The 16,212-nt window shown below is 67.7% G+C and carries 22 protein-coding genes; 14 read left to right on the top strand and 8 right to left on the bottom strand.

Features of this window, described 5'->3' with window-relative positions:
- Nucleotides 1–3: 3 nt before the first annotated feature.
- The 3 genes from ACIO52_RS07100 to ACIO52_RS07090 all read right to left on the bottom strand — a co-directional run bounded on the left by ACIO52_RS07100 (nt 4) and on the right by ACIO52_RS07090 (nt 2,608).
- Nucleotides 4–1,185 (bottom strand): ABC transporter permease, encoded by a 1,182-nt coding sequence (locus ACIO52_RS07100; RefSeq protein WP_402642371.1) that lies wholly within the window; start codon nt 1,183–1,185, stop codon nt 4–6.
- Nucleotides 1,182–2,060, bottom strand: a complete 879-nt coding sequence (locus tag ACIO52_RS07095) for an ABC transporter ATP-binding protein (protein WP_218719394.1) — start codon at nt 2,058–2,060, stop codon at nt 1,182–1,184. Before ACIO52_RS07095 ends, ACIO52_RS07100 begins: the two co-directional genes overlap by 4 nt.
- 71 nt (nt 2,061–2,131) lie before the next feature.
- Nucleotides 2,132–2,608 (bottom strand): hotdog fold domain-containing protein, encoded by a 477-nt coding sequence (locus ACIO52_RS07090; protein ID WP_218719395.1) that lies wholly within the window; start codon nt 2,606–2,608, stop codon nt 2,132–2,134.
- Between the two features lie 529 nt (nt 2,609–3,137).
- Here ACIO52_RS07090 and rpsJ point away from each other — a divergent pair.
- From rpsJ to ACIO52_RS07025, 13 genes are all read left to right on the top strand, one after another.
- Nucleotides 3,138–3,443: a 30S ribosomal protein S10 gene (rpsJ, locus tag ACIO52_RS07085; protein WP_003938093.1), complete on the top strand. Its 306-nt coding sequence runs from the start codon at nt 3,138–3,140 to the stop codon at nt 3,441–3,443.
- A gap of 14 nt (nt 3,444–3,457) precedes the next feature.
- Nucleotides 3,458–4,123 carry a 50S ribosomal protein L3 gene (rplC, locus tag ACIO52_RS07080; RefSeq protein ID WP_019045016.1) on the top strand — a complete coding sequence of 222 codons (666 nt, stop codon included), beginning with the start codon at nt 3,458–3,460 and terminating at the stop codon, nt 4,121–4,123.
- Nucleotides 4,120–4,794, top strand: a complete 675-nt coding sequence (gene rplD, locus ACIO52_RS07075) for a 50S ribosomal protein L4 (RefSeq protein ID WP_019045017.1) — start codon at nt 4,120–4,122, stop codon at nt 4,792–4,794. The genes rplC and rplD overlap by 4 nt, the downstream gene beginning before the upstream one ends.
- On the top strand, nt 4,791–5,096 hold the full coding sequence (rplW, locus tag ACIO52_RS07070; RefSeq protein WP_019045018.1) for a 50S ribosomal protein L23: 306 nt from the start codon (nt 4,791–4,793) through the stop codon (nt 5,094–5,096). Before rplD ends, rplW begins: the two co-directional genes overlap by 4 nt.
- A 33-nt stretch (nt 5,097–5,129) precedes the next feature.
- Nucleotides 5,130–5,966, top strand: a complete 837-nt coding sequence (gene rplB / locus ACIO52_RS07065) for a 50S ribosomal protein L2 (protein ID WP_019045019.1) — start codon at nt 5,130–5,132, stop codon at nt 5,964–5,966.
- A gap of 14 nt (nt 5,967–5,980) precedes the next feature.
- The gene (gene rpsS / locus ACIO52_RS07060; RefSeq protein WP_019045020.1) at nt 5,981–6,262 is read left to right on the top strand and encodes a 30S ribosomal protein S19; all 282 of its coding nucleotides are present in this window, start codon (nt 5,981–5,983) and stop codon (nt 6,260–6,262) included.
- On the top strand, nt 6,259–6,669 hold the full coding sequence (gene rplV, locus ACIO52_RS07055; protein WP_189030373.1) for a 50S ribosomal protein L22: 411 nt from the start codon (nt 6,259–6,261) through the stop codon (nt 6,667–6,669). Before rpsS ends, rplV begins: the two co-directional genes overlap by 4 nt.
- Nucleotides 6,670–7,464, top strand: coding sequence for a 30S ribosomal protein S3 (gene rpsC / locus ACIO52_RS07050; protein WP_067982377.1), 795 nt, complete (start codon nt 6,670–6,672; stop codon nt 7,462–7,464).
- Nucleotides 7,465–7,467: 3 nt separating this feature from the next.
- Complete coding sequence (rplP, locus tag ACIO52_RS07045) at nt 7,468–7,884, top strand: 50S ribosomal protein L16 (protein WP_019045023.1); 417 nt, start codon at nt 7,468–7,470, stop codon at nt 7,882–7,884.
- Nucleotides 7,884–8,123 (top strand): 50S ribosomal protein L29, encoded by a 240-nt coding sequence (rpmC, locus tag ACIO52_RS07040; RefSeq protein WP_019045024.1) that lies wholly within the window; start codon nt 7,884–7,886, stop codon nt 8,121–8,123. Before rplP ends, rpmC begins: the two co-directional genes overlap by 1 nt.
- Nucleotides 8,120–8,389 (top strand): 30S ribosomal protein S17, encoded by a 270-nt coding sequence (gene rpsQ, locus ACIO52_RS07035; protein WP_110037226.1) that lies wholly within the window; start codon nt 8,120–8,122, stop codon nt 8,387–8,389. Before rpmC ends, rpsQ begins: the two co-directional genes overlap by 4 nt.
- A gap of 118 nt (nt 8,390–8,507) precedes the next feature.
- Entirely contained in the window at nt 8,508–8,732 is a 225-nt protein-coding gene (locus ACIO52_RS07030) for a ribbon-helix-helix domain-containing protein (RefSeq protein ID WP_218719396.1), read from the top strand.
- Entirely contained in the window at nt 8,729–9,166 is a 438-nt protein-coding gene (locus ACIO52_RS07025) for a type II toxin-antitoxin system VapC family toxin (RefSeq protein WP_218719397.1), read from the top strand. The genes ACIO52_RS07030 and ACIO52_RS07025 overlap by 4 nt, the downstream gene beginning before the upstream one ends.
- A 319-nt stretch (nt 9,167–9,485) precedes the next feature.
- Here the strand turns inward: ACIO52_RS07025 and ACIO52_RS07020 are convergent, their stop codons facing one another.
- The gene (locus ACIO52_RS07020; protein WP_402642357.1) at nt 9,486–11,921 is read right to left on the bottom strand and encodes a hypothetical protein; all 2,436 of its coding nucleotides are present in this window, start codon (nt 11,919–11,921) and stop codon (nt 9,486–9,488) included.
- Between the two features lie 113 nt (nt 11,922–12,034).
- On the bottom strand, nt 12,035–12,856 hold the full coding sequence (locus tag ACIO52_RS07015) for an SDR family oxidoreductase (protein ID WP_218719399.1): 822 nt from the start codon (nt 12,854–12,856) through the stop codon (nt 12,035–12,037).
- Between the two features lie 102 nt (nt 12,857–12,958).
- On the opposite strand from ACIO52_RS07015, the gene ACIO52_RS07010 reads away from it, so the two are divergent.
- Complete coding sequence (locus ACIO52_RS07010) at nt 12,959–13,615, top strand: TetR/AcrR family transcriptional regulator (RefSeq protein WP_218719400.1); 657 nt, start codon at nt 12,959–12,961, stop codon at nt 13,613–13,615.
- 1 nt (nt 13,616) lies between these two features.
- Here ACIO52_RS07010 and ACIO52_RS07005 read toward each other — a convergent pair whose 3' ends face one another.
- From ACIO52_RS07005 to ACIO52_RS06995, 3 genes are all read right to left on the bottom strand, one after another.
- Nucleotides 13,617–14,354, bottom strand: a complete 738-nt coding sequence (locus ACIO52_RS07005) for a CPBP family intramembrane glutamic endopeptidase (protein WP_316573513.1) — start codon at nt 14,352–14,354, stop codon at nt 13,617–13,619.
- Nucleotides 14,355–14,491: 137 nt separating this feature from the next.
- The gene (locus ACIO52_RS07000) at nt 14,492–15,433 is read right to left on the bottom strand and encodes an RluA family pseudouridine synthase (RefSeq protein ID WP_402642352.1); all 942 of its coding nucleotides are present in this window, start codon (nt 15,431–15,433) and stop codon (nt 14,492–14,494) included.
- A gap of 20 nt (nt 15,434–15,453) precedes the next feature.
- Nucleotides 15,454–16,008: a putative glycolipid-binding domain-containing protein gene (locus ACIO52_RS06995; RefSeq protein ID WP_402642348.1), complete on the bottom strand. Its 555-nt coding sequence runs from the start codon at nt 16,006–16,008 to the stop codon at nt 15,454–15,456.
- Nucleotides 16,009–16,212 lie beyond the last annotated feature (204 nt).

Genomic DNA, 16,212 nt, shown 5'->3' with positions numbered 1-16,212 from the left:
GGCTCAGTCCTCCAGGGCCAGGGCCTGGCGGACGGTGAGTCGGCCCTGCGTCTGCATCAGCGAGCGGCGGTAGATGCGTTCGGCCACGACCACGATGCCGTAGGTGGCCACCGCCATCAGGGCCAGCGAGAGGAACGGTTCCCACCAGGCGGCGGTGCCGTCGGCGAGGCGGCCCGGCATGGCGACGATGGACATGATCGGGACGTAGGAGGCGATCACCCGGGCCGTGCCGCTGAGGAAGATCCCCGCGAACAGCACGATCATGATCAGCATCGACAGGGGAGTGGCGGTGGACTGGAGGTCCTCGCTGCGGGTCGCCAGCGAGCCCGCGACCGCCCAGAGGCTGGCCAGGGCGAGGAAGCCGACCAGGAAGAAGACGATGAACCACCCTGCCGCACCGGCGATCCGGCCCAGCTGATCGGCCTGCCCGGTGGCGGCCAAGCCGATCAGTCCCGCGCCGACGAACAGGCTGAGCTGCGCGAACGCCAGTACCGCGTTGCCCGCCACCTTGCCGATCAGCAACTGCCGCAACGGCATCGCGCTGGCCAGGATCTCGACGATCCGATTCTGCTTCTCCTCCACCACACTCTGCGCGATGGACATGCCGAACAGCACCGACGCCAGATAGAACAGGAACGCGAACACGAACGCCACGATCTTGGCGAGCCCGGGATCGACCCCACCCTGTTCCAGCAGCGCGTAGGTCACCCCGGCTCCGCGCGCCAGCTCTTCGAGCGACACTCCGGCGGCCTCGGCATTGCGCTGCAACGCGAGCTGCGCGGCGGCGGCGGTGATGTAGGTGGTGGCGTCGTCGTTCTCGGCGGTCTTACCGATGAGCTGCCAGCCGCCGTCCACCGGCACCAGCCCGACTTCGACGGTCTCGTCGCGCACCTGCTGCTCGACGGCGGCCCGATCCGGGAGCGGATAAGCGGTGAAGGTGATGTCGGTGTCGGCCGCGGCGGCCAGGCCACCGGCCGCCTGGACCACCGCCGCCGTCTCCGGCCCGGTGACGGCGACCTCGATCTTGTCGGGTCTGCTGCTGACGAACCCGCTCACGGCCAGCGACGCCACGATGGCCACGATGGTGATCACCGTCGAGATGACGAAGTTGCGATCACGCAGCTTCACCACGATCTCCCTGGCGGCGACGATCCGCCACACGCCCCGCGACGCGGAGGTACTCACGCCGTCACCTCCCGGTAGATCTCGGCCACCGTCGGCCGCAGTTCGGCGAATTCGCGCACCGACCCCCGCGCCAGCGCCTCGGCGAGCACCGCGTCGGTACTCGCCCCGGCCAGCTCGATGACCGCCGCCGATCCGTTCGTCTCGACCACCCGCACCCCCGCGAACTCCCGCAACCACCCCGGGTCACCATCGGTGACCAGCCGATATCGCGCCGCGCTCGTCGCCCGCAGCGCCGCCACCGTGCCCTGCCCGACGACCCGCCCGGCGGCGAGGATCACCAGCTGATCGCACAACCGCTCGACCAGATCCAGCTGATGCGAGGAGAACAGCACCGGCACCCCCTGCTGGGCGTACTCGCGCAGCAGTTCGGCCATGGAATCGACGGCGACCGGATCGAGCCCGGAGAACGGCTCGTCCAGGATCAGGGCGGTCGGCTGCGCGATCACCGCCGCCGCGATCTGCACCCGCTGCTGGTTGCCCAGCGACAGCGACTCGAGCTTGTCCTTGCTCCTGGCCCCGAGGCCGAAGCGTTCCAGCAGTTCGGTGGCCCGCGCCTTCGCCTCGGCCGCGCTCAGTCCGCGCAGCCTGGCCAGGTAGACGAGCTGATCGAACACCGGCTGTTTCGGGTACAGCCCGCGCTCCTCCGGCATGTATCCGAACGAGCGGCGATCGAGCGCGGTCACCGCCCGCCCGTCCCATCTGACCTCGCCGCCGTGCACGGCCAGCACCCCCATGATCATCCGCATGGTGGTGGTCTTGCCCGCCCCGTTCCCCCCGACGAAGCCGGTCAGCGCCCCCGGCGGCACGGCGAAGGACACCTCGTCGACCGCCACGTTGTCGCCGAAGCGCCGGACCAGTCGCGCGACTTCCAACATCGAACTCCCCGTCTGTTGTCGTCTCGCCACAACCGTACCGATCCAACGCTTTTCAGGGCCCGATGTTCAGCTCAGCGCGGCGTGACCCAGGTGGTGATGTCGGCGTGCACGACTTCGATGCCGTCCTTGTCGTAGATCGACACGGGGACGGTGAGTTCGGTGCCCTCGGTGATCGCGTCGAAGTCGGGAATCTCGGTCAGCCGGGCGACCGCGCGCAGTCCGGACTCGGCCTTGGCCAGGTACTGCACGTTCATCGACTTGGGAATCCAGCGATGAGTGGTGGGCACGGTGGCCTCGCTGAGCATGCCCATCGCGACCTCGGCGAGGTTGCAGGCCGCGATCGCGTGGAAGGTGCCCAGGTGGTTGTGGATGCCGAACCATTTGGGCGAGGTCACCTCGCAGACGCCGGGCTCGAGCCGCACGACCTGGGGCAGCACCGTGCCGAAGTAGGGCACCCGAGCGACCATGCCGAGCGAGAACAGCGTGTGCCCGAGTCGGTTGTCGGGCAGTTTCTTCCAGCCGCGGTACGTCGCGGTTTCCTGTGCCATGCCCGTATCTTACTCAAAAGTAAGGTAGCGCGGAACCCTCCGCCGACCAGCGGTAGCGTCGTGCCAGCTACCATGGGTCGGTACAGCCCAGTCGGCGGTGCGGTCCAGGTAGATGGCCCTGTTGGGGCGTGATCGATACCTCAGGACCCCCGATTTGAAGAGCGTCGTCGGCATGGTGCATACTGTTCGGGTTGCCTTGCACAGGATCATGTCTTCTCCATGGAGAAGACGGGTCGAGCGAGGCGAGCAGTAGTTTGTATCTCTCCGGCTAGCCGGTGTGGATACGTCCGGGACCACGTTCCAGGCCAAGGGTGAGCAAGTGACCAGGGCTGAAGAATGAGCGAGAAGGCGACACGCCCGACCGCGTGGGCCGGAGAACCATGACAGATGAACAGCGGCGAGGACTGGGCGGTGCCCGGTTGCGGTCTCCAAACTGAGACGTCTTCGTGTGTTCGGGCTGTGCAAATGAGGGTGGTGCAGGAGCCAGCTCCTGTGACCACGAAGGAAAGCGGAGAAAAGGACACTTAGCGTGGCGGGACAAAAGATCCGCATCAGGCTCAAGGCCTATGACCACGAGGCGATCGACGCGTCTGCGCGCAAGATCGTGGAGACGGTGACCCGCACTGGCGCCCGTGTGGTCGGGCCTGTGCCGTTGCCCACCGAGAAGAACGTGTACTGCGTCATCCGTTCGCCGCACAAGTACAAGGACTCGCGCGAACACTTCGAGATGCGTACGCACAAGCGCCTCATCGACATCCTCGACCCGACGCCGAAGACGGTCGACGCGCTCATGCGCATCGACCTGCCGGCCAGCGTCGACGTCAACATTCAGTGACGGGGACTCGAGATATGACTGACAACAAGAACCGGCCCGCAGCCGGCATCCTGGGCACCAAGCTCGGCATGACCCAGGTCTTCGACGAGAAGAACCGCGTCGTCCCGGTCACCGTCATCAAGGCGGGCCCGAACGTGGTCACCCAGATCCGCACCGTGGAGCGCGACGGCTACTCGGCCGTCCAGATCGCTTTCGGCGCCATCGACCCGCGCAAGGTGAACAAGCCGACTTCCGGCCAGTTCGCCAAGGCCGGAGTCACCCCGCGCCGCCACGTCACCGAGATCCGCGTCGCGGATGCCTCCACCTTCGAGGTCGGCCAGGAGCTCTCCGCCGATGTCTTCGAAGAGGGCACCTACGTCGACGTGACCGGTATCAGCAAGGGCAAGGGCTTCGCCGGCACCATGAAGCGCCACGGCTTCAAGGGCCAGGGCGCCTCGCACGGTGCGCAGGCTGTGCACCGTCGCCCGGGCTCGATCGGTGGCTGCGCCACTCCCGGCCGCGTGTTCAAGGGCATGCGTATGTCGGGCCGTATGGGTAACGACCGCGTCACCACGCAGAACCTCTCGGTTCACAAGGTCGACGCCGAGAACGGCCTGCTCCTGGTCAAGGGTGCCATCCCGGGCCGCAAGGGCAACGTCGTGATCGTCAAGAGCGCCGTGAAGGGTGGTGCGCACGCATGACCAGCCTCGACAAGAAGGCCAACCTGACGCTGACCGTGAAGGCCGCAGGCGGCAAGACCGAAGGCACCGTCGAACTCCCCGCGGAGATCTTCGACGTGACCGCCAACGTCGCGCTGATGCACCAGGTCGTCATCGCGCAGCTGGCCGCCGCTCGCCAGGGCACCCACGCCACGAAGACTCGTGGTCAGGTCTCCGGTGGTGGCAAGAAGCCGTACCGCCAGAAGGGCACCGGCCGCGCCCGCCAGGGTTCGACCCGTGCGCCGCAGTTCGCCGGCGGTGGCACCGTCCACGGCCCGCAGCCGCGTGACTACAGCCAGCGGACCCCCAAGAAGATGAAGGCCGCCGCCCTGCGTGGCGCCCTGTCCGACCGGGCCCGCAACGAGCGCATCCACGTGATCACCGAGCTGGTCGCGGGTCAGACCCCGTCGACCAAGGCCGCCAAGAGCTTCCTGTCCGAGCTGTCGGACCGCAAGAAGTTCCTGGTCGTCGTCGGTCGCGAGGACGTCGCCGCGTGGAAGAGCGTGGCGAACCTGCAGAACGTGCTGCCGATCGCCCCGGATCAGCTCAACACCTACGACGTCCTCAACAGCGACGAACTGGTGTTCAGCGTCGAGGCCCTGAACGCGTTCGTTCACGGTCCCGCCGAGGCGGCCCAGGAGGAGAGCAAGTGAGCACCATCGCCGACCCCCGCGACATCCTGCTCGCACCGGTCATCTCGGAGAAGTCCTACGGACTGATCGAGGAAGGCACCTACACCTTCCTGGTGCACCCGGATTCGAACAAGACGCAGATCAAGATTGCCGTCGAGAAGGTTTTCGGCGTCAAGGTCACCAGCGTCAACACCGCCAACCGTCAGGGCAAGCGCAAGCGGACCCGCTTCGGTTACGGCAAGCGCAAGGACACCAAGCGCGCGCTCGTGACCATCTCGGCCGACAGCAAGCCCATCGAGATCTTCGGAGGCCCGGTCGCGTAAGCGGCTGGTCATCCAGAAAGTAGAGAAGAACTCATGGCAATCCGTAAGTACAAGCCGACAACGCCGGGCCGTCGTGGCTCCAGCGTCTCGGACTTCGCCGAGATCACCCGGTCGACGCCGGAGAAGTCGCTGCTGCGCCCGCTCACCAAGTCCGGTGGTCGTAACGCGCACGGTCGCATCACCACGCGTCACCGCGGTGGCGGTCACAAGCGTGCCTACCGTGTCATCGACTTCCGTCGCCTGGACAAGGACGGCATCCCGGCCAAGGTCGCTCACATCGAGTACGACCCCAACCGCACCGCCAACATCGCACTGCTGCACTTCGCCGACGGCGAGAAGCGCTACATCATCGCGCCGAAGGGCATCCAGCAGGGCAGCCCGATCGAGTCCGGCCCCACGGCCGACATCAAGCCGGGCAACAACCTGCCGCTGCGCAACATCCCGACCGGTACCACGATCCACAACGTGGAGCTGCGTCCGGGCGGCGGCGCCAAGATGGCCCGTGCCGCAGGCATGAGCATTCAGCTGCTGGGCAAGGAGGGGCCGTACGCGACCCTGCGTATGCCCTCCGGTGAAATCCGCCGTGTCGACGTGCGCTGCCGCGCCACCGTCGGCGAGGTCGGCAACGCCGAGCAGTCGAACATCAACTGGGGCAAGGCCGGCCGTATGCGCTGGAAGGGCCGCCGTCCTACCGTCCGTGGTGTCGTCATGAACCCGGTCGACCACCCGCACGGTGGTGGTGAGGGTAAGACCTCCGGTGGTCGCCACCCGGTCTCCCCGTGGGGTCAGCCTGAGGGCCGCACCCGTAAGCCCAACCGTCCGAGCGACAAGCTCATCGTTCGCCGCCGCAAGACCGGCAAGAAGCGCTAAGGAGGAGGTAAGAAATGCCACGCAGCCTCAAGAAGGGCCCGTTCGTCGACGACCACCTCCTCGCGAAGGTGGACGTGCAGAACGAGAAGGGCACGAAGCAGGTCATCAAGACCTGGTCGCGTCGCTCGACCATCATCCCCGATTTCATCGGCCACACTTTCGCCGTCCACGACGGTCGCAAGCATGTCCCGGTGTTCGTGTCGGACAACATGGTCGGCCACAAGCTCGGTGAGTTCGCGCCGACCAGGACGTTCAAGAGCCACGTCAAGGACGACCGGAAGAGCAAGCGGCGATGACTGAAACCAACACCGAAACGGTTCAGAACCCGACTGCCCGCGCTACCGCTAAGCACGTGCGGGTCACCCCGATGAAGGCGCGTCGCGTCGTGGACCTGGTCCGCGGCAAGCGTGTCGAGGATGCCCTGGCGATCCTGAAGTTCGCGCCGCAGGCCGCGAGCGAGCCGGTCGCCAAGGTCGTGGCCAGTGCCGCGGCGAACGCCGAGAACAACCTCGGCCTCAACCCGGCCACCCTGGTCATCTCGACGGCTTTCGTCGACGAGGGTGCCACCATGAAGCGTTTCCAGCCGCGGGCCCAGGGCCGCGCGTTCCGGATTCGCAAGCGCACGAGCCACATCACCATCGAGGTCGAGAGCGTGCCCACCGCCGGCGCCACTCGTAGCCGCCGGAAGGGAGGGGCAAAGTAAATGGGACAGAAAATCAACCCCCATGGCTTCCGCCTCGGTATCACCACCGACTGGAAGTCGCGTTGGTACGCGGACAAGCAGTACGCGGAATACGTGAAGGAAGACGTTCAGATCCGCAAGCTCCTCGCCACCGGCATGGAGCGGGCAGGCATCTCGAAGGTCGAGATCGAGCGCACCCGTGATCGCGTCCGTGTGGATATCCACACCGCGCGTCCCGGCATCGTGATCGGTCGTCGTGGCGCGGAGGCCGACCGCATCCGCGCCGAGCTGGAGAAGCTCACCAAGAAGCAGGTTCAGCTGAACATCCTCGAGGTCAAGAACCCCGAGTCGGATGCGCAGCTGGTTGCTCAGGGTGTGGCCGAGCAGCTGTCCAACCGTGTGGCGTTCCGTCGCGCGATGCGTAAGGCCATCCAGTCGGCCATGCGTTCGCCGAACGTCAAGGGCATCCGCGTGCAGTGCTCGGGCCGCCTCGGTGGCGCCGAAATGTCGCGCTCGGAGTTCTACCGTGAGGGTCGGGTCCCGCTGCACACGCTGCGCGCGGACATCGACTACGGCCTCTACGAGGCCAAGACCACCTTCGGTCGCATCGGCGTGAAGGTCTGGATCTACAAGGGTGACATCGTCGGTGGTCGTCGTGAGCTGACCGCTGCCGCTGCTGCTCCGGAGCGCCCGCGTCGCGAGCGTCCGAGCCGCCCCCGTCGGTCCGGCGCCACCGGCACCACCGCGACCAGCACCGAGGTCGGGCGTGCCGCCACTGCAGTGGCGGAGGCTCCGGCAGAGAGTCAGGAGGGCTGACGCATGCTGATGCCCCGTAGGGTCAAGCACCGCAAGCAGCACCACCCGAGTCGCTCCGGCATGTCCAAGGGCGGCACCGCGGTGGCGTTCGGTGAGTACGGCATCCAGGCTCTCGAGCCCGCCTACGTCACCAACCGTCAGATCGAGTCGGCGCGTATCGCGATGACCCGCCACATCAAGCGTGGCGGCAAGATCTGGATCAACATCTACCCCGACCGCCCGCTCACCAAGAAGCCTGCCGAGACCCGCATGGGTTCCGGTAAGGGTTCGCCGGAGTGGTGGGTCGCGAACGTGAAGCCCGGTCGGGTCATGTTCGAGATGTCTTACCCGAACGAGGAGATCGCTCGTGAGGCCCTGCGCCGCGCGATGCACAAGCTCCCGATGAAGTGCAGGATCGTGACCAGGGAGGAGCAGTTCTGATGGCTACCGGAACACCGGCCGCAGAGCTCCGCGAGCTCAACGAAGAAGAGCTCGTGGCCAAACTGCGCGAGAGCAAGGAAGAGCTCTTCAACCTGCGCTTCCAGATGGCGACGGGTCAGCTCGACAACAACCGACGTCTGCGCGTCGTCCGTCATGAGATCGCGCGGATCTACACGGTCATGCGTGAGCGCGAGCTCGGCCTGGCCACGGCACCCGCTGGCAAGGGAGATGCGGCATGAGCGAGAACAAGGAAGAGCGCAACAGCCGCAAGGTACGCAGCGGCTACGTCGTCTCGGACAAGATGAACAAGACGATCGTCGTCGAGCTGGAAGACCGTCACCGGCACAAGCTCTACGGCAAGATCATTCGCACCACCTCCAAGGTGAAGGCGCATGACGAGAACGAGATCGCCGGCGTCGGCGACCGCGTTCAGCTGATGGAGACCCGCCCGCTGTCGGCCACCAAGCGCTGGCGTCTGGTCGAGGTCCTGGAGAAGGCCAAGTAAGGTCCCTCCTCGATCCATCGAGATCGTTGCAGCGAAGGCCCGTTTCCCCCTGGGAAGCGGGCCTTCGTCGTTCCTCGGGTCATACCGCTGTGGTTTCATCGTTGATACCATGGGTTTCATGGCGTGGACAATGCGGCTCACCGATGACGAAGAGGCGGCGCTCGCTGCTCAAGCAGACGGCGAGGGTCGGTCCAAGAACGAGATCATGCGCGATGCGCTGCGTGCCTACCTTTTGCGCAATCGACAGTGGGAGACGCCGTTACTCGCAGACGATGAAACCTTCGACCTCGGTGGCCCGATCGGCAAGGACGATATTCGTGACGCGATGAATCGGTCCGCATGATCGTTGTCGCTGACACTTCTGGACTGCTCGCGATGTTCAATCGCTCGGACCCGGAGCACTTCGCGGTTCGGCGCGCGGCGGATTCGGCTAGTGCGCTCGTGGTCAGCCCGTTGGCGTTGACCGAGGTTCATCATGTGGCGAGTGTCCGGGCCGGGCGAAAGGTGGCCGACCGGATTCTCGGCTTGTTGGCAGAGCGCATCGCGTCCACTCGTGTCGTCCTCGCTCAGGTCGATGCCACTCAGCTGGCCACCGCGATCTCGGTGCGTGGGACCTACGACGGTCTGGATCTGGATCTGGTCGATGCGGTCTGTGTGGCGTTGGCGGCGGAATACGACACCGACGCTATCCTCACGCTTGATCGCCGCGACTTCCGCGTCCTTCGGCCACTGAACGGTTACCCCGCATTCCGGCTGTTTCCCGACGACTGTGAATGACTGGTGCCGCTGACGAATCCCCGGCGTACCTGACCGCTGCCGGGCGTCTGGCGACGACCTCGACATGCTGGCTAGATCCCCCGGGAAATCGGTGGCGGGGTGGGTGCTGTCACGCATCTGTCGATGCGGGCCTATCGGGACGTGCTGTCGATCGGGGCGGTGCGCAATACCGTGTTGCTCGGGGCGTTGGTGCGGGTGCCGCACGTCGCCGCTCGGTCCTGCTGGTCGGCCTGCGGACCACGACGAAGGCGGTCACCGGTCCGTCGCGGGTGAAGCGTCCCCGGCCCCGTAGGAGCCGGGGCCGGGGCGCGGTCGGTGGTCAGCCGGTGAAGGCGTACGGCTGACGGATCTTGCGGGCGAACTCGACGATATTGGTGACCGTGCTGCCGGAGACGCCGACTTCGGCCCCGATGCTGCGCGCGGACCACGACTGATCGGTGAGCTCGAGGATCTCCTCGATCTGATCGAGCGTCAGGCGCAGCGGGCTGCGGTGCGCGATCTGGCGGGCCAGGGCGCGGACCTCGGTGTCGTTGTCGAAGTCGTACTCGTCGATGAGGTCGTCCTCGTCGTGGAGATCGGGCTCGACCGGTTCGGAAAACTGCTCGCTCGCGGGAGCCGCGACCACCGCCGCGACCTTTGTCGGTCGCCTCGTCGAGAGGGCATTCGTCTCGCCCCGCGAAGGTGACTCCGCTTCGGGAGTCACGGCTTCCGGCTCAGCGAGCTGCTGCGCATTGTGCGCCGCGGACTCCGTAGCCTGCTGCTGCGCATCGCGCGCCGCGGACTCCGTGTCGTGCTGCTGTGCGACGCGTGTCGTGGACTCCGTGGCCTGCGGCTGTTCAATGCTCGCCGCTGTCGACTTCGTCACCGGCGCGGTCGTGGACGATCGCTGATCGGCAGAAGGCTGCTCGGCGACGGACGCCGAGTCGAGCTGTGGCGAGACGGTGGTGGCCGCTGTCAGCTGCGGCTCGGGCCCAGGAGCCGCCGCAGGCTTGGTGGACTGCTGTTTCGGTGCGGGCTCGCGCACCGTGCGCCGCTGCGCCGGGCCGGTGTTCGGCAGTTGCTCGGACGTGGGCGAGAGGTCCGGCGTCAGGGTGAGCTGTTCCGGCACGTCGACCGGTGCCTGTGGATCGTTGTGCACCACTACCGATTCGGTGGGTGCCGCGGTGTCGCCGTTGCGGTCACGGGCGACGGAGCCGGCGTGCGCCGTCGCCTCGGGAACCGGGTCGGTACCGGTGGCCTCGCCCGCAGTGGGCTGCGCGGCGGCGGTGACCGGTATTCGCCGCAGCGTGGGCACCGCACCGTTGACGCGGGCGTGGTCGCCGTTGCGCCGGTACTCGGCGGCAGCCTTGTGGATCAGCTCGAGGGTGCCGGGCGCGGTCACCTTGTCGGCAGACGGCCGCCGGAGACCATGAGTGAGCTGACCGCGACCAGCAAGGGTCTCGACGGAAGCCGAGTCGACCTGCGCGGCGGTAAGTTCCGGTGCGGCATCCCGCAACGTCGAAGCTTCGGAGTCGGCGTAGTCCATCGCAGTCGTCACCGGTGCGACTACCTGCGCTACGGAAGTCTCCTGCGGTTCGAGCGCACTCGTCTGCGCGGCACCCGCGAGCATCGCGGCCCGCTCCTTGTCGGCGGCAACCCCCGACTGCCCCGTCGCCGACGTCCCCGCGACATCGTTCGCGAACGAGACGGTTCCGTGCCCGACCGCGCCACTGTGTGCGACCGTCACCGTCTCGCGCTCGACCGCGCCATTATGTGCGGCCGCGCCGGTTCCGTGGGCAGCCGCGAGGGCCTCGGCCTCGACTGCAATATCGTGTGCGACCGCAACGGATTCGTTTGTGGCCGCGACGGTGTCGTGCCCGACCGCGCGAGGCATCGAACCATCCTGCACCGCAATACGTTCCGGCGCGCTCGCCGCACCCGAGCTGACTCCCGCCATCGACATCACTCGCTCGGCAGCGGAGTACCCGGCCTCCCCGGGCAATTCGACCGAAGCCCCTTCGATCAGCAACGCGTATCGCGCCGACACCCACGCGTGCAACCAGATCACCACACCCACCATCACCGGCGCGATGGCGTATTCGGCGGCGCGGCCGAAGGATCCGGAGGCCAGGTGGGGTCCGGCGTTGAGGGCGACGGTGGTGCCGAGCAGGGCCAGTTCGAACAGCAGGACCTTGCCGCGTTCGAGCTCGCGGCCCCAGCGGGCGGCGGTGGTGGCGGCGACCATGATGGTGATGATCGGGATCGAGATCATCGCCTCGATACCGAAGCTGAGCCAGTACAGCGGGTCGCTCATGTCCCCGCTGGGCACGAGATTGTGCTGGACGTTCACGCCCGCCCAGACCATGCCGAGGATGACGACCCCGATCAGTGCGCGCGAGGACCACTCCGCCCGCCGGTACAGCTGGGCCAGGCGCGCGTCGGCGCTGGAGACCCGGCGCCGGGCGGCCAGGGCCTTGCGGTGCCAGCGGGCGTCGGCCTCGTCGGCGCGGCGGATGAGCGCCCCGGTGCGCCGGTCGCGCTGTTCGGCGGCCAGTTCGTCGGCGACGGCGTGGCGGCGCTGTTTGCGGCGCTGGGCGCGGATCCATTCGGCCAGTTCGCGTTCGGCCCGGATCTCGGCGTCGGAGAGTGCGTCGTAGAGCGCCGTGTCGTGTTGCAGCGGGAGCTTGCCGCGCGCGGTCGCGACCTGCTGTGCGAGTGCCGTGATCTCGGTGTTCGGCGAGCTGACGGCATCCTCCATCGACCGATCGTCGGACATCTGGCGCCTTCCGGTCACTCGAACATATGGACTATCGAACATATGTGTGATTGCCAGAGAGCGTAAACGCCGTCCGCGTCGTGGTCAACGACAACCGGGCGATCGGGGTGGATCTAGGAGAGGGTGCGCTTCTCGTATTTCCCGCGTGCGGACGACCCGGCGACCGCCGCCACCTGGTCGGGTACCGCGCGGCGCAGCACGATATCGCGAAGCCGCTGCGGCAGCAGTCCGGCGAGATGGGTCAGGGGGCCGATATAGCCGGGCAGGGAGACTTCGAAGCGCGGTCGCTCGACCACGGCGAGCACCGCCCGCGCGACATCGGCGGGTTGCAGGAGTTCGGCTGCGCCCGTGGCCGTTCCGGCCGCCAATTCGGTGTCGACGACACCCGGCATGATCACCGAGATGTGCACACCCGAGCCCCGGAGTTCTTCCCGCACACCGGTCAGATAGCCGAGCACCCCGTGTTTGGTCGCGGCATAGGTGGATTCGCCAGGAGGGGATAGTCGGGACGCGGCGGAGGCGATGGTGACGATGTGTCCGCGGCGGCGCGTGCGCATCGCGGGCGCGACCAGGCGCACGCCGCGGATGACGCCGTGCAGATTCACCGCGATCATCCGGGTGGTGGCGGTGTCGGGTTCGGTGTCGAACGCGCCGACCCACATCACGCCCGCGTTGTTGACGAGCACGTCGACCGGTCCGAGCAGTGCCTCGGTGGTGGCGAGGAAATCGTGGAACGAGCGCTCGTCGGTGACGTCGAGTTCGCACCCGTGCACCGTTCCCGGCAACTCGCGGGCCGTGGTGCGGGCGGCCGTGCCGGAGAGATCGCCGATGCAGACGCGCGCGCCCGCGACAGCGAACTGTCGCGCGATCTCGCGGCCGATGCCTGCGGCGCCGCCGGTCACCGCGACGACCGAGCCGGCGTGGGTGCGTTTCATCGGCGAAGCCTTTCGATCCAGCGGAAACAGTCTTCTGACATGTCGTCTTGTCAGAAATTGTGGCCTAGTATTCCACGCAGTCGCACAGAAGGACAGACTTCGATGACAGACCAGTCCGCCGATCGCCCGGCGGGTCGGCGGTACTCGGGACGGACCTCTGCGGAGCGAGTCCAGCAGCGCCGAACCGCACTGCTGGATGCCGCGCTCGAACTCTTCGGCACCCAGGGCTACGCGGTGGGCACGGTCAAGCAGCTGTGTGGGATCGCCGGTCTCACCGAGCGCTACTTCTACGAGTCGTTCCGCGACCGCGAGTCCTGCCTGGCCACGCTCTACGACGAGACGACCGCCCAGCTCCGCGAGCGCACGGTGGCGGCACTGTCGAGTGCCGGGCCCCGCCTCGACGATGTGATCACGGCGGGGTTGGCCGCCTTCATCGGGTATCTCACCGAGGACCCGCGCCGCGCCAGGGTGGTGCTGATCGAGGTCGTCGGCGTCTCCGCGCGGATGGAAGAACGCAGGCACGGCGTGCTGCGCGACTACGCCGAACTGGTCGCCGGGTTGTGGGCTTCGGCACGGGCCCAGCCGCTCCCCGAACGCAGCAGACTGACCTGTGTCACCGTGGTCGGCGGCGTGAACCACCTGCTGGTCGACTGGCTGATGGACGGCCGCACCACCCACCCCGACGACCTCGTGACGGTCTGCGCGAATGTCTTCGCCGCCGTTCGCACCACCGACCCGGCCCTGGCCGACGAGCGCTGACTCAGCGCAGCGCGGTGTGCCAGACGACGGCGGCGGCGAGCGCGCCCGCGCCGTTGAGCGACCAGTGCAGGGCGATCGGGGCGAGCAGGCTGCCGCTGCGCCTGCGCAGCCAGGTGAACACCACACCCGCGGCCGCGGTGGCCGCGACGGCGAGGGCGATGCCGATGATCTGGCCGACGAGTCCGCCGCCGACGATCCCGGACAGGCCCTTGTTGCCGCTGGTCAGGCCCAGCGAGGAGGCGATGTGCCAGAAGCCGAACAGCAGCGAGCCCGCCGCGAACAGTCCGCGGACGCCGAGCACCCGGTCGAGGGTGCCGTGCAGGACACCGCGGAAGGCGAGTTCCTCCGGGATCACCGTCTGCAACGGGATGACGATCATCGAGGCGATGAGCGCGCCGGAGATGGTGGCGTACCGGTCGGCGAGGAAGAACGGCCGGGTGATCGGCAGGATCGCGCCGATCGCGACGGCGGTGAGCACGATCCCGACCGCGCCGAGCGCGTAGATCGTGCCGCGACGCCAGTGCCTGGGGGACAGGCCGAGTTCGGCCCAGCCGAGCCCGCGCTTGCGCATCAGCGCCAGCAGCGCGAAGGCCGCGACCGGCACGGTGACGATATTGGCCCACGCGGTGGTGAAATGCGCGATCAGATTGGTGCAGGCCAGCACGACGACGACCACGCCGATATCGAGATAGGCGTGCAGCTTCGGCCGGGGATCGGCGACGGTGGCGGGTACGGGCACCCGACCGAGTGTACGGAAATATCACGGAATGGAAACGGTGCGATGAACGCAGGTCAGCGCGCGATTCCTGGGCGAAACCGGGACCGACCGGCGCTGCGTGTGGTCATCAAGATCGACAACCGGCCCCGGCCTGTGAGCTACTCGACAGCGGTCGCGGACCATCCGGGCAGGTCGGACCAGGCCTGGAGGGTGCGCCTGGTCTCGAACCGCCGTGGCTGTCCGCTGATCGGATCGGTGAATTCGAGCGAGGCGGCCAGCAATTGCAGCGGCCGGGTGTAGTCGTCGACGGATTTGTCGGTGACCACCGGATAGAAGTCGTCACCGAGAATCGGCACGCCGAGGCTGTTCATATGCAACCGCAGCTGATGAGTCCGGCCGGTGTGTGGCCGCAGCCGGTAGCGGCCGAGCCCGTCGCGGTGCTCGACCAGTTCCACCTCGGTCTCGGCATTGGGCTCGCCGGGCACCTCCTGCGCGGCGAGCACCTGCTTCTCCTTGATGATCCGGCTGCGCACGGTCCTGGGCAGTTCCAGTGCCGGATCGTAGGGCGCGATGGCCTCGTATTCCTTGCGCACGGTGCGGCGGTGGAACATCGTCTGATAGGCGCCGCGCGCCGCCGGGTTCACCACGAACAGGATCAGGCCCGCGGTGACCCGGTCGAGCCGGTGCGCCGGAATCAGATCGGGCAGGTCCAGGTCGCGGCGCAGGCGGACCAGGGCGGTCTGGAGGATGTGCTGGCCACGCGGGATGGTCGCCAGGAAGTGCGGTTTGTCGACGACCAGGATGTCGTCGTCGCGGTGGACGATCCCGATCTCGAACGGCACGTCGGTCTCGACCGGCAGATCGCGGTGGAACCACACCGCCCCGCCCGGCACGAACGGCGCGTCCGGCGGCAGCGGCCCCGTCAGGTCGACGATCTCGCCGGCCCGCAGCATCTCGTCGATTCGCGCCGGATCGACGCGCGGCAGCCGCTCGACCAGGTGGTCGCGCACGGTCGCCCACTGCCCGTCCTCCGGGAGCCGGAGCCGGGCGGGATCGAGGCCGTGCCGCTTGGGCAGCGGCGGCTGCTGCCTGCGTCGCATACCGCCAGTCTCGTCGGCCCTCAGGCGTGGCGGCGCGCCAGCCCCGGATAGTCGACGATCAGACCGGCCTCGTCGTAGTCCAGCGTCGCCCGGTAGTCGACGCTCGGCGCCTGGTAGTCGTAGCGCCGACCTGCGCCGTCGGTGATCCGCCGATAGTGCTGGGGGAGCCGGCCGACCGCGAGGTCGGCGGCGCGCACGTACACCGCGGGCGCGTCGGCCGCGTCCCCGACCGCGAGCCCGAGCCGGTGCACCGGCAGCGCGTTCGTGCACGCCGACGCCTCGAGGTCGACGTCGAGACAGCCGTCGAGTTCGGGCGCGGGCGCTCCGTCGACCTGCCAGCGCCCGAGCCCGTCGGAACGGAGCGTGAGCGAGCGCCGGGTGTCGGGGTAGCGGCCGGTGATCTGCGCCGACCGGGTGTGCCAGCTGCCGTCGACCCGCAGGCGATAGTCGATCGCCCAGGCGAGACCGTCCTCGACCGCGGTCGCGCATCCTTCGATGAGAACGCCGCGTTCGCCGTCGCGGAAATAGGTCACTTCGAACCCGGTGCGCGCCTGGTGATGCACCCAGGCGGCCACGGATGGCAGAGGAGTGAACACCAGAAATGATTTCCCGGAATTCTGTCGGCCAATCGTCAACCGGCGCGCTGGTCGAGGACCATCAATTTCGCTTCGACGAGGGTGTGCCGGGCGCGCCTGCGCACCCGGCACAGATCGACGCTGCATTCGAGATGAATCTGCATGGCCCGATGCGCTTGGTCGGGCGTCAGAAGACCGGGATCG

The sequence above is a fragment of the Nocardia sp. NPDC087230 genome, assembly GCF_044744725.1.
GTDB classification, from domain to species: domain Bacteria; phylum Actinomycetota; class Actinomycetes; order Mycobacteriales; family Mycobacteriaceae; genus Nocardia; species Nocardia canadensis.
This window is presented reverse-complemented; position numbering and strand designations above follow the sequence as displayed.